At 54.2% G+C, this 10,887-nt stretch carries 16 protein-coding genes; 10 read left to right on the forward strand and 6 right to left on the reverse strand.

Annotated elements, in window-relative coordinates:
- Positions 1-107 precede the first annotated feature (107 nt).
- Together K5905_RS17100 and K5905_RS17105 are read right to left on the reverse strand one after the other, a co-directional pair.
- On the reverse strand, positions 108-455 hold the full coding sequence (locus tag K5905_RS17100) for a cupin domain-containing protein (RefSeq protein ID WP_297586005.1): 348 nt from the start codon (positions 453-455) through the stop codon (positions 108-110).
- 58 nt (positions 456-513) lie between these two features.
- Positions 514-1,353: a cyclase family protein gene (locus K5905_RS17105; RefSeq protein WP_297586008.1), complete on the reverse strand. Its 840-nt coding sequence runs from the start codon at positions 1,351-1,353 to the stop codon at positions 514-516.
- A 183-nt stretch (positions 1,354-1,536) separates the two neighbouring features.
- Between K5905_RS17105 and K5905_RS17110 the strand changes: the two genes are divergently transcribed.
- The gene (locus tag K5905_RS17110) at positions 1,537-2,292 is read left to right on the forward strand and encodes an IclR family transcriptional regulator (protein ID WP_297586011.1); all 756 of its coding nucleotides are present in this window, start codon (positions 1,537-1,539) and stop codon (positions 2,290-2,292) included.
- 52 nt (positions 2,293-2,344) lie between these two features.
- Here the strand turns inward: K5905_RS17110 and K5905_RS17115 are convergent, their stop codons facing one another.
- Both K5905_RS17115 and K5905_RS17120 read right to left on the reverse strand, forming a co-directional pair.
- Positions 2,345-2,665, reverse strand: coding sequence for a hypothetical protein (locus tag K5905_RS17115; RefSeq protein ID WP_297586013.1), 321 nt, complete (start codon positions 2,663-2,665; stop codon positions 2,345-2,347).
- Positions 2,666-2,809: 144 nt separating this feature from the next.
- The gene (locus tag K5905_RS17120; RefSeq protein WP_297586016.1) at positions 2,810-3,535 is read right to left on the reverse strand and encodes a S24 family peptidase; all 726 of its coding nucleotides are present in this window, start codon (positions 3,533-3,535) and stop codon (positions 2,810-2,812) included.
- Between the two features lie 334 nt (positions 3,536-3,869).
- Between K5905_RS17120 and K5905_RS17125 the strand changes: the two genes are divergently transcribed.
- From K5905_RS17125 to K5905_RS17135, 3 genes are all read left to right on the forward strand, one after another.
- Entirely contained in the window at positions 3,870-4,148 is a 279-nt protein-coding gene (locus tag K5905_RS17125) for a hypothetical protein (protein WP_297586018.1), read from the forward strand.
- Positions 4,148-4,564: a hypothetical protein gene (locus K5905_RS17130; protein WP_297586019.1), complete on the forward strand. Its 417-nt coding sequence runs from the start codon at positions 4,148-4,150 to the stop codon at positions 4,562-4,564. Before K5905_RS17125 ends, K5905_RS17130 begins: the two co-directional genes overlap by 1 nt.
- 162 nt (positions 4,565-4,726) lie before the next feature.
- A complete protein-coding gene (locus K5905_RS17135; protein ID WP_297586020.1) occupies positions 4,727-4,912 on the forward strand; it encodes a hypothetical protein in 186 nt (61 codons plus the stop codon).
- 79 nt (positions 4,913-4,991) lie between these two features.
- On the opposite strand, the gene K5905_RS17140 is transcribed toward K5905_RS17135, so the two are convergent.
- Positions 4,992-5,336: a hypothetical protein gene (locus K5905_RS17140; protein ID WP_297586021.1), complete on the reverse strand. Its 345-nt coding sequence runs from the start codon at positions 5,334-5,336 to the stop codon at positions 4,992-4,994.
- Positions 5,337-5,427: 91 nt separating this feature from the next.
- On the opposite strand from K5905_RS17140, the gene K5905_RS17145 reads away from it, so the two are divergent.
- Positions 5,428-5,799, forward strand: coding sequence for a DUF6362 family protein (locus tag K5905_RS17145; RefSeq protein ID WP_297586022.1), 372 nt, complete (start codon positions 5,428-5,430; stop codon positions 5,797-5,799).
- Positions 5,800-5,918: 119 nt separating this feature from the next.
- Here K5905_RS17145 and K5905_RS17150 read toward each other — a convergent pair whose 3' ends face one another.
- Positions 5,919-6,785 (reverse strand): LysR family transcriptional regulator, encoded by an 867-nt coding sequence (locus K5905_RS17150; RefSeq protein ID WP_297586023.1) that lies wholly within the window; start codon positions 6,783-6,785, stop codon positions 5,919-5,921.
- Positions 6,786-6,902: 117 nt separating this feature from the next.
- On the opposite strand from K5905_RS17150, the gene K5905_RS17155 reads away from it, so the two are divergent.
- The 5 genes from K5905_RS17155 to K5905_RS17175 all read left to right on the forward strand — a co-directional run.
- Positions 6,903-7,502, forward strand: a complete 600-nt coding sequence (locus K5905_RS17155; protein ID WP_297586025.1) for an amino acid synthesis family protein — start codon at positions 6,903-6,905, stop codon at positions 7,500-7,502.
- Positions 7,474-8,253 (forward strand): alpha/beta fold hydrolase, encoded by a 780-nt coding sequence (locus tag K5905_RS17160; RefSeq protein WP_297586027.1) that lies wholly within the window; start codon positions 7,474-7,476, stop codon positions 8,251-8,253. The genes K5905_RS17155 and K5905_RS17160 overlap by 29 nt, the downstream gene beginning before the upstream one ends.
- Positions 8,250-9,173 carry a flavin reductase family protein gene (locus K5905_RS17165; protein ID WP_297586030.1) on the forward strand — a complete coding sequence of 308 codons (924 nt, stop codon included), beginning with the start codon at positions 8,250-8,252 and terminating at the stop codon, positions 9,171-9,173. Before K5905_RS17160 ends, K5905_RS17165 begins: the two co-directional genes overlap by 4 nt.
- 3 nt (positions 9,174-9,176) lie before the next feature.
- Entirely contained in the window at positions 9,177-10,211 is a 1,035-nt protein-coding gene (locus K5905_RS17170) for an LLM class flavin-dependent oxidoreductase (protein WP_297586031.1), read from the forward strand.
- Between the two features lie 9 nt (positions 10,212-10,220).
- Positions 10,221-10,887, forward strand: a 667-nt coding sequence (locus K5905_RS17175) for an aldehyde dehydrogenase family protein (RefSeq protein WP_297586032.1), incomplete at its 3' end; no start/stop codon positions are given.

The following is a 10,887-nucleotide window of genomic DNA, read 5'->3' on the forward strand; positions in this document are numbered from 1 at the left end:
CAGCGCTTTTACGGCGACAGCACCGAAGGCGCCGGAGGCACCGGTCACAAGGGCGACCTTGCCTTTGACATCAAACAGCGAGAGCGGATCGGTCCAAATATCAGACATCAGTTTGCCTCCGGTGGATAAGGCATGATGACCAACATCGCGCAGACGTGGTTGCTGCGATTTTCGATGGTCCGGTTTTCACCGGGGGCAATCGTGCAACTGTCGTATTTCCCAAGAACCGTTTCTTCGCCCTCAGTCATGACGGTCATTTCACCTTCGAGAACGACGTAGACTTTTTCAAATGGGGTGGCGTCCGGTCCCGCTCCTCCACCTGGAAGGAACTGGCTCAGTCCAACCCATTGATTTCTCGGTCCACCTTCTTCAAAGCCCTGCAATCGCAAGCCGGTTACTTCGCGGTGATTTGGTGCCACATAAGGTTGTGCGTCTTCAAAACGCTTCACATGCATTGCTCTCTCCCAGACGCTGCATGAAGGACCGCCGTTTGACGGGCGGTCCAACCGTTTCTTAAAAGGTTTCGCCTGCCTCGATGCGGTACTTCTGTCCGCGGTCGACCATTGCGACAAGGCGGATGATGCAGCCGTCGCCGCGGTCCCAGTTCCAGGGGAAGAACGCAAATGTGCACCGCTTGCCGGTGACGGCATCCAGGTCGCCGCCTACATTTTCGATGCCGAGAATGCCGTTGGAGAAGAGTGTGTTGTGAACCGGCTCCCACTCCGGAAAATCGTCTTTCCAGTCACGGCCGCCGGACCATTCCTTATATTCTGCTTCCAGATGCGGCAGAATCGGACCGTTACGCTGTGGGCCGATTGCGGTTGCCAGCGGGTGGTCATTGGCCTGGGTGTCATGACCAACCACCTTGACACCTTTTTCCACCATCCAGTCAGCCGCGGAAGAGACAAGGCCTGGGCAATAGGCGAAATAATCGCCGTCTTCGTACTGTTTATGCCAGCCGGTATTGATGATCAGAACATCGTTTTTGCGGATCGCGTGACCGCAGGCTTTTTCCAGATCGTCTGCGGTGATCGATTCCCACTTTTTCTTCGGAATCGAGACGACAAGGCCGGAACCGAAGAAATGCGGCAGCGGTACCTCGTCGATGAAAGGCGTGCCGGGAACCACGTGTGCAGGTGCATCGATATGGGTCGTCACATGCATTGTCGTGGTGATGGTCTGAGACAGAACACCGGACTTGGCCATGTAGTGCTTCCGGTCGATCTGTACGTCCTGGAAGTAAGGCCAGTTCGGGCACTGAAAACCGTATCTGTGGGACAGGTTGTAAAACTCAAGTCCCATATCGTTGTTCAAGTTTTCCTGAAACTCGATCCCGCGAATAGTCACGGACATATGTGATCCTCCCATTGGATTGATCAAGTGTATCACTGTATTGCTAAACGGTACATCTGCATCGTATAGTGGTCAAGTGCAATTCTCGACAGACTGGCCGAATTGGCCTATATGCTGAGCGAGCGAGATCGGTACGGGCGTCCCAAAACGACGCCTCAATTTTGATATGAAGTGGTTTGAGCAATGGGGCTTGAGAAGAAAATTCAATCAAATCAAGGTGTTCAAGTCATTTCGCGAGCCGCTGAAATTTTACGTGTGCTCAAGCAAGACAATTCCGGCCTGAGTCTCGGTCAAATTGCGGAACGCGTACACCTGCCCCGTTCTACGGTACAGCGAATTGTCAACGCACTGCTGGCCGAGCGTCTGGTGATGTCGGCTTCGGCTGAAGGGGGCCTACGGCTCGGTTCAGAAATTCAGTCACTTGCAGCCGCGGGCCGCGTCAACATGGCCGAGGTTGTGCATCCTGTGCTGATGGACCTGGCAAAGCGAACCAAGGAGACGGTTGATCTTGCGGTTTTTCGCGACGACCACATGGTGTTTGTGGATCAGGTTGTCGGCACACACCGTCTGAGAACCGTGTCAGCCGTCGGTGAAGTGTTTCCAATGACCGATACCGCAAACGGCAAGGCGGCGCTTGCTCTCATGGAGGATGACAAGGTCGTGGCGCTTGCAGCGCAGGAACTCAAGTCCAATGGTGGGACCCTTCGGCCCTTGTCCGACTTCCTGAAGGAAATCGAAGATATCAGAGTCTCCGGGCTTGCCTGGGATCTTGGCGAGCATACAGAGGGCATTTCGGCGGCTGGTTTTGCCTTTCAGGATCACGTTGGACTGATTTACGCGATATCCGTGCCGGTTCCGGCAAACAGATTTGGCGGGTTGAAAGACCTTTTGGCCGAGCGACTGCTCGAGGCACGCGAGGACGTGCTGCGGCTGGTTTGAGGAACGGTCGATCTACGCGGCTGGTTTGAAGGAACGGCCGATCTACAATGACCTAGGCAGCCACTCTTGATGCGATCCCTGCGCGCTGTCCGTCAATACGCTCCCGACTGTATTCTGGCCAATTTTCAACCTCCGGGTTAATGTCGGTTTCTTCCTCAAAGGCTGCTGTCAGTACATCGCTTGTTACATCGTTGCACCAACCTTCGGCAGGATTGAATTCCAGGATGGCGTGAACGTTTTCAAATTGTCCGCTGCGCAGGTCCTGGATGATTTGAGAAATCCTCATGTCAGTCAGGTCAAATTCCGGGGTATAGAGAGCGCCATTGAGTTCGCAAATGATGGAGAAGAAAGATGTATCGAAACTCAAACCCATAAAAGTCTCCTCTAAAACACTTGATCAAGATATACGCACAATGCGTACAAATCAAGAGCAATAGCGACTGTTGTACGCGTATTACATCGCGCTTCGACAAAAGACTTTGGGTGTCGCAGGGGGTGATCTGAGAGAGCCAAGCCCTCAAAGAGGTTTGAAAACCATAACGATCCGGGCTTTGAGCTTGACCTCTGTGTGGTCAAAGTCGCCTTCCCGATAAATGATTGTGTCCTGGAACCGAGGGTCGTTTGATTCAGGCATCAATTCCGATTGACCGTTCATCTTGATAACGCGCTTCGCCGTGCGTTCGATGGTCATCCCGTCGTCGCGGGAACGTTCGACAAGAACAAGATCGTTTTCCTTGGGGACAATCCCTGCCGCAAGATAGTCAACGCATAAAAGCAGATCGCCATTGGCGGCAACCTTATTCAGAGATTCCCCGCGCACCCTGACCACAAACTGGGATTGTGCAGGGAAGCGAACATCGTATGAAATCGTTGATTCTTCTGCGTTTTCTGTCTCAAATAATGCGGCTTCCATCCAAAGTCCTGCGGCAACCTCCCCAACGATCGGTACACCTGATTTCGGCAGGGCCGGCGCTTTGCGCTGTATTTCCGCAACTGAGCCATCTGCAAGAGCCAGGATTTCGTCCCGAGTGATGACCGGCTGCCCTTTGCCCGGTAAAACTGCGAGCAATTTACTGATGAAATTTGCCGGCAAGCCTGTCTCTGGATAGTCGACCGAGAAGTATCTTTGAATGGAAGAGGCTTGCGAATATCCCATCTCGCGCGCAATTGCACGCAGGGAAAGGCCGGATCGTTCTTTCAAATCCTGTAGCTTCTCATGCAGCGACTGTCGGATCTCATTCATGCAATTTCCGGTCATGCTTTTGTGGATTTAGTGCGAATTTCACAGAGAGTCATACTGTATGAAAGATGCGTTGACAAGTGTACGTTAAGTGCGTACAAATTTTCGAGTGGTGAATTTGAAAGGAACACGTGATGCGTGAGGTGGCGAGTTGAAGAGAGCGGGAAATCCGGAACGCGCTACCTGGCGAGAGATTGGTCGAGGCCAACGGGTATGGCCCGGAAAACTGATGCAAATGTCTAAGGAGTATCTTTTGAGCGAGTTCAGGGAACAGATTGAAGAGGCAAGGGCGCGGGTGGCTCAATGCCGTATCAGGGCAGAGCGGCCAAGCGCTCGATTGGAAGAAGAATATGCTTTGGAAAAGGCACGAAACCGTTTGCTGACTTTGGAATTGAAGGAATTGAAGCGAGAACAAAAAAGTCGTGTGGGAAAGCCTGAGAAAGTGCGGGCTGAGTGTGACAAAGCGCAGCGTGACAACCGGAAGCAGGTCTCGGGATCCTCAGATAACTCTATCAGAACAAAACGGAAACAAATTTTTTTCTCAGCCCGACAAAGAGCGGAGACCAAGTTTGCGGCGCTGCAGGAAGGTATCAAGCTGGACAAGGAGGGTCGCTGATGGCGTCAGGAGGCATTGTTGACCGGATTGCTGCAGAATTCGGTGTGCATTTTGTCAACCATACGAAGCGGACCGATGGCCGGCACCAATCGAAAGCACGCAAAACCTGTCAAACGCTTTTGAAGAAGCATGGTGCAGATCATTTGCGGCTGGTTCTTGGGCTTATCAACACGCCGCAGAACCGAGGGAACTGGTCGGCACCGGTTGTCACGGCCGTTTCCTGGGTTGTTTTAAAAAGACCTGAATGGGTGGCACGTCAGGATTTTGTCGCCCAGTTTGATCGTCTCGATCTGCAGGCACTCTTCGTGAGCGCCAAGGATCTCAATCCATCGGCTCCTACAATCACACTATCTGTACTACTTTCGTATGAGTTGGATCGACGATTTTCCGCAGAAATACAGGGGAAAGCTGCTTGAATTCTATTGTCAGACAAAGTGAGTTGGTTACACTGCCTGCGGCAATCTGTAGCTGTGTGGCTAAGGACGAGTTGTGCGCGCATGCGTTGTGGCGCACGCAGCTTTCAGGTTTGCTTCGGGGCAGTTTTTTCAAATCTTTTTTTGGTGGACTGGGTGGGAAACATGACCACGTATCAGACGAAAGCTCAGACATTTGCTTTCGAACGAGGGGGAGAGGCCTACCGGGCAGGCAAGTCACTCACCGACAATCCGTATCCTCGGGAGGCGGATTATTTCGACTTCTGGGAGCAGGGTTATTTGCAGGAATGCGAGACGAACCCGGAAAAGAGTGTGACGCCTGTTTCCTAGGGCTATGCTCTTTTGGCCAGAGCGCTAAGATGCCGGCATCTTTCGTGGGGGCGCTCTGGCGGAGAATTAAGAAGTCAAATCATGACGTTCGGCAGTTCTTTGACTTCATTGCAAGTTCAATGGACTGCACTTTGCCTTTCGAAACCGAAAGGTCGCCTTCTTTGTCGCCACCGGTCGCACTCGAGATCGGTATTCCGATCAAAAAGACACCAAACGCGTCGCCTGCTTGCGCACTGCGTTGTGCGTCCTCCAAGTCTTCAAGGCGGTCTTTCTCCAGTACAAGTTCTTTCGAAAGGTTTGAACAGGACTGCCCTGTGTATGCTGCCAGTGGAATGCTGGCCGGTTTGATTGCGTCTGGACCCTTGGCACACGCAGTAAGCGATAGGAAGGCAACAGAAACTGTTGCCACGGCTTTGAACGTCATTTTGCCCCCGATTGATTCTCTTAAGAGCTGCCAAGTGAGCTGATACAGCTTTTGAGCGCAAGGTCGAAATACTACCTAAAGGTTTATTTTCATGAATATTTCTACTCCTGAAGATGTCATGGAACGTTTGGTCGAAGCTGTTGAAGTGATTGCCGTTGCGGGTAAGGGCGACGGTCCGAAAACCGTGCTGGCAGCCTGGCCGGAATATAGAGGCAAGACCGCTCGGCGTTGTCGTTCGTTTCCACCATCACAAATCTCAAGGGCGGAAGAGGCACTGACCTGGTTTGCTTTGGTTGACGACCTGGATGCACGTCGTGCGTTGCAGTTTGAAATCATGTGCAAAGCCGGAGGAGGCAGATTCAGCCACATATGCGAGAAATACGGCTGGAAGCGATCAACAGTCACCAGCCGCAACAGAGTGTTGTTGACCAAGCTCGCAGCGAAACTCAACCTGGCTGCATAAAGAGAGCAACAGCCGTCAGATGAATAAGGTTGAAAAACCAGGACGGCCGGATACGGGAAAACGCAAAGGGAAGAGCGCATGGGCGGCGTTTCTTCCCTTTGCCATTTGCGGATGTCTTTTCAATTTACGGTCGCTTGGAGAAGATCCGAAGCTGACGAAATGATCCATTTACTGAAAGCTTTCGACGAAGGTGAGTTTGCCTTATCGGACAAAAAGTAACTCTCGTTTGCCGTCACCTTGTTTTTTCCGATCTTTTCGATAAGCCCCCGTTGCAAAGGGTGCCCGGCCAAAAGTTCGTGAACGAGACAGATGCCGTTACCGTGCATCGCGAGTTGCAGCGCCAATCCGTAAGAATCCACAAAAAGGGCAGGCGTCCTGCCTGCTGTTTCGTTGCCGTCGTCCCGATGTTTCCAGCCACTTGAAATACCAACCGCTTCGATAAGAGGCAGGTCTTCGATGCTCCCTTCCAGGGACGGAGATTTCAATGCGATCAGTTTGTCGGAACCAAGCAACTTTGCTTCCGGGCCTGCCTGTTTTCGAGACCCGAAACGGATTTCGATATCCGCTGCCGTGCGGCTGAACTCATCTGGCCAGACGGAACCGATAAAGCGGACTGCGATTTCCGGGTGAGCTGTGGTGAAATCAGGAAGTAGCGGTGCAATAACCCATTCGATCACGCTGATTGATGCGGAAATCGTCAGCAAATCCTTCGGTTTGTTGGTGAAAAAGGTTCCGGTTGCAGCCGAGAGGGTTCCCAGCGCGGCATCGACTTGAGGCAGCAGGCGGCGGCCGTGATCGGTCAGGGCGAGACCGCGGGCCTTACGTTCGAAGAGCGGTACGCCGAGGCGCATTTCCAGGGACTTCACCTGCTGGCTGACGGCAGACTGTGTCATGCCGATCTCTTCTCCGGCGGCGGTGAAACTCAGATTTCTGGCCGATGCTTCGAATGCGCGAAACCAGTTCAACGGCGGTAGGGCAGGAGACATGATCAAGTTACCCATAAGTATTGCTAATGCTTGAGCCTCAGAATCTATTGTTTGTCCGTGAAGTCAAGCAACCCGATAGTGATTGAGAGAGTCTGGAGGGGCTTCAAGGAGGACGGAATGATTCCTGAGATCAGGAAAATTGTGACTTATGATGAGGAAGTACTGATCGAAGGCTTCCGCAAGGCTGACACTCCCTGGCGAATGTTTGCGGTTGCCGCAATTGTCCGAAATCCCTGGGCCGGCCGCTACGTTGAGGATTTGAAACCCGAAATTCAGGCCTACGGACCGGTGCTCGGCTCGTTGCTGACAGAGCGAATGATTGCTCTTGCAGGCAGTGGAGAGGCGATCGAGGCGTATGGCAAAGCCGCAGTCGTCGGGGTTGACGGCGAAGTGGAACATGCCTCGGGTCTGATCCACACTCTGCGGTTCGGCAACCACTATCGGCAGGCTGTTGAGGCAAAGTCCTATCTGGCTTTTACCAACACACGAGGACCGGCCAATGCGCCGATCATGGTGCCGTTGATGGACAAGAACGATGCCGGACGGCGGTCTCATTATCTGACAATCCAGTTCGCGATCCCAGATGCACCTCGTGCCGACGAGATTGTCGTTGTTCTGGGTGGGGCGACGTCGGGGCGGCCGTTCCATCGGATCGGCGACCGCTATCAGGATTTGAAAGAGATGGGCCATGACCTGGACAACCCGGCAGCGGTCTGAGTTTGGTGGGCTTGCGGTGATTGCCGCAGGAAAAGGGCCGCGCCTGCTTCTTATTCATGGTGTCGGGTTACGTGCCGAAGCCTGGAACGCGCAGATCGAAGAGTTGTCAGAGAACTTCGAGATTATCGCACCGGACTTGCCCGGACATGGTGACAGTTCCTTGTTGTCGTCGCCAGCGAAGCTTGCCGATTACAGCGACAGCCTTGCACGGTTGCTGGATCGCCCGACTGTCGTTGCCGGACATTCTTTGGGTGCGTTGATTGCGCTCGATCTTGCCTCGCGTCATTCGAACAGGGTCCAAGGTGTGGCGGCATTGAATGCGATTTTTCGGCGCTCGGAAGAGGCCTGGCAAGCCGTGAAGGAACGGGCGGCCGGCCTGAATGGGGTTTCAATCGCGGACCCCTCTGCCACTTTGACCCGGTGGTTTGGTGGAGAGCCATCGCCTGCGCGCGATGCCTGCAAGGCGTGGCTGTTGAGCGTGAATCCGCAAGGTTATCAGACTGCCTACAGGGTCTTTGCGGAAGAAGACGGCCCGGCGGACGAGGCTCTGCGTTGTTTGAATTGTCCCGCGTTGTTCCTGACGGGCGAGTTGGAACCGAATTCCACACCGTCCATGTCCCGCGCGATGGCCGAACTTGCTCCCATGGGTCAAGTGCAGGTGATTGACGGGGCTGCGCACATGATGCCGATGACACATGCCCGCGAGGTCAACACGGCACTTCGGCGATTTGTTGAAGGATGTCAGACATGAGTGCTCTTGACCCTAGAAACCTGCGAGACGCCTTTGGCCGGTTCATGACCGGTGTAACGGTTGTAACCTGCCTGGATAAAGCAGGGCAGCCGGTCGGGTTCACGGCCAATTCCTTTACTTCAGTGTCACTGGATCCACCACTTCTGCTGGTTTGCCCTGGCAAATTCCTGTCGAGTTTCGAGGCTTTCACATCCTGCACAAGGTTTTGCGTGAGCATTCTGGCGGAAGGGCAGGAACATGCCGCCAATACATTTGCCGGTTTCAAAGGAGACCGGTTTGCGAAGGTTGCTCACAAGCGGGACGCCTACGGTATTCCGCTGATCGAAGGGGCCATTGCGACGTTTTCCTGTGCGACGCACCAGATCGTACCTGCTGGCGACCATTCCATCCTGATGGGGCAAGTAACGGATTTTTCGCAATCCGAAATGCGCGGTTTGGGCTACAGGGGCGGTCAGTTTTTCAGCCTGGGACTGGAACGCCAGGAGCGTGACCCGGCGGCCAGGCGCAATGTCGGTGGGGCTATCGTCAAATCGGATGAGACTGTCCTTCTGGAACATACTTCACAGGGCTATCGGTTGCCCGAGTGTGTTGTGCCGGATCACAGCAGGCTCAGGGACTGCTTGCAAAACGATCTGGGCGATCGCGGCATCGAGGCTGATCTGGGTTCCGTGTTCTCGGTATTCGATGATCCGGAAAAGGGTGTTCACTATGCCTATTTGCTGGCGCGGGCTGAAAAGATTGCACCGAAATGTCGCCTGGAAGCCTTCGGCTTCTCCGACCTTGCCGGGCTGACTTACGCTTCATCGACCACTGCCAGGATGATGGCGCGTTATGTCGAGGAAGCCCGAACTCAGAATTTTTCACTTTATCTGGGTGATGCCGAGCGCGGTGGCACCCACAGACTGACCGAAAGGGTTTGAGCGATGGAGTTTTCCCTTTTTGCGCATATGGAACGGCTGACACCGGATCAACCGCACGATCAGCTCTATGAAGAGTTCCTGTCGCTTTGTCGGATTGCGGATGAGGGTGGCATGCGGGCGATCTGGACAGGTGAGCATCACGGCATGGAATTCACCATCGCGCCGAACCCTTTCCTGTCTCTGGTCGATCTTGCTCATCACACCAAGAATGTTCGCCTGGGAACCGGAACCATCGTTGCGCCTTTCTGGCATCCGATCAAGCTTGCCGGGGAAGCTGCTGCGGCGGACCTAATGACAGGTGGGCGCATCGAACTTGGCATCGCCCGGGGTGCCTATTCCTATGAATATGAACGGATGTTACCGGGAATGGATGCCTGGGAAGCAGGGCAGCGCATGCGCGAGACCACGCCGCTCCTGAGGAAGCTCTGGCAGGGCGACCATGCCCATGAGGGTGAATTTTTCAACTTTCCCGCCTCCACATCATCTCCAAAGCCGCTTCAGGAAAACGGTCCTCCGATCTGGATTGCCGCGCGGGATCCGAACAGCCATGAGTTTGGAGTGCATAACGGGTTCAATATCCAGGTCACGCCTTTGTGGCAGGGAATGGAGGAAATTGAAACGCTGATGGGACGTTTCAACGACGCGTGCGCATCCTTCGATGGCCCAAGACCGAAAGTCATGCTGTTGCACCATACATTTGTCGGCGGCAGCAGCGAAGAGGTCGAGCAGGGCGTGGCCGAGTTGTCGCGCTTCTATTGCTACTTCGGAGCCTGGTTTCAAAACAAGCGCCCAGTATCCCAGGGATTGATTGCAGAACTGTCGGATGAGGAAATCGCGGGAAATGCCATGATGGCACCTGAAAACATCGGCCGGGACCTGACGGTCGGGACGGCGCAGGAAGTTATCGACCAGATCAAGCGATATGAGGATCTGGGGTATGATGAATATTCATTCTGGATCGACAGCGGAATGAGCCATGAGCGCAAACGGGCGTCGCTCAGCCGATTTATCGAAGACGTGATGCCGGCATTCGCCTGAGGGGAAGACATGCAGCACTATCAGCTATTTATCGACGGTGTTTGGACCGAAGGCAGCGAAGGTCAGGAGATGGCCTCTGAAAATCCGGCAACGGGTGCAGACTGGGCGACATTTGCATGCGCATCACCGAAAGATGTCGATCGTGCCGTTTTCGCGGCGCGTCGTGCTCTGAACGATCCGGCCTGGCGTGACATGACCCAGACGGCGCGTGGCAAGTTGCTGTACCGCCTTGCAGAGCTGATCGAGGAACATGCGTCGCATCTCGGTGAAGTTGAGACTACGGACAGCGGCAAGTTGCTGGCCGAGACTTCGAGCCAGAGCAAATATGTCGGCGATTATTATCGGTATTACGCAGGCCTTGCCGACAAGATCGAAGGCGCTGTGCTGCCGATTGACAAGCCTGAAATGCATGTTTTCACCAGGCGCGAGCCTATCGGGGTGGTCGCAGCGATTGTGCCCTGGAACGCGCAAATGTTCCTGACGGCAACCAAGTTAGGGCCTGCGTTTGCAGCGGGGTGCTCTGTGGTTTTGAAGGCCTCGGAAATTGCGCCTGCACCGATGCTGGAATTCGCCAAATTGGTTGAAGAGGCCGGGTTTCCATCCGGTGTCGTATCCGTGATCACGGGCGATGCGGAAAACTGCGCGATCCCGCTAACCCGTCACCCGGATGTTGACC

This window comes from Roseibium sp. (assembly GCF_025698965.1).
Classification (GTDB): Bacteria; Pseudomonadota; Alphaproteobacteria; order Rhizobiales; family Stappiaceae; genus Roseibium.

What these genes read in the sequence shown, in the direction of transcription:
- K5905_RS17100 (WP_297586005.1), bottom strand. Translation starts at nt 455, where the DNA reads ATGCATGTGAAGCGTTTTGAAGACGCACAACCTTATGTGGCACCAAAT.
- K5905_RS17105 (WP_297586008.1), bottom strand. Translation starts at nt 1,353, where the DNA reads ATGTCCGTGACTATTCGCGGGATCGAGTTTCAGGAAAACTTGAACAAC.
- K5905_RS17110 (WP_297586011.1), top strand. Translation starts at nt 1,537, where the DNA reads ATGGGGCTTGAGAAGAAAATTCAATCAAATCAAGGTGTTCAAGTCATT.
- K5905_RS17115 (WP_297586013.1), bottom strand. Translation starts at nt 2,665, where the DNA reads ATGGGTTTGAGTTTCGATACATCTTTCTTCTCCATCATTTGCGAACTC.
- K5905_RS17120 (WP_297586016.1), bottom strand. Translation starts at nt 3,535, where the DNA reads ATGAATGAGATCCGACAGTCGCTGCATGAGAAGCTACAGGATTTGAAA.
- K5905_RS17130 (WP_297586019.1), top strand. Translation starts at nt 4,148, where the DNA reads ATGGCGTCAGGAGGCATTGTTGACCGGATTGCTGCAGAATTCGGTGTG.
- K5905_RS17135 (WP_297586020.1), top strand. Translation starts at nt 4,727, where the DNA reads ATGACCACGTATCAGACGAAAGCTCAGACATTTGCTTTCGAACGAGGG.
- K5905_RS17140 (WP_297586021.1), bottom strand. Translation starts at nt 5,336, where the DNA reads ATGACGTTCAAAGCCGTGGCAACAGTTTCTGTTGCCTTCCTATCGCTT.
- K5905_RS17145 (WP_297586022.1), top strand. Translation starts at nt 5,428, where the DNA reads ATGAATATTTCTACTCCTGAAGATGTCATGGAACGTTTGGTCGAAGCT.
- K5905_RS17150 (WP_297586023.1), bottom strand. Translation starts at nt 6,785, where the DNA reads ATGTCTCCTGCCCTACCGCCGTTGAACTGGTTTCGCGCATTCGAAGCA.
- K5905_RS17155 (WP_297586025.1), top strand. Translation starts at nt 6,903, where the DNA reads ATGATTCCTGAGATCAGGAAAATTGTGACTTATGATGAGGAAGTACTG.
- K5905_RS17160 (WP_297586027.1), top strand. Translation starts at nt 7,474, where the DNA reads ATGACCTGGACAACCCGGCAGCGGTCTGAGTTTGGTGGGCTTGCGGTG.
- K5905_RS17165 (WP_297586030.1), top strand. Translation starts at nt 8,250, where the DNA reads ATGAGTGCTCTTGACCCTAGAAACCTGCGAGACGCCTTTGGCCGGTTC.
- K5905_RS17170 (WP_297586031.1), top strand. Translation starts at nt 9,177, where the DNA reads ATGGAGTTTTCCCTTTTTGCGCATATGGAACGGCTGACACCGGATCAA.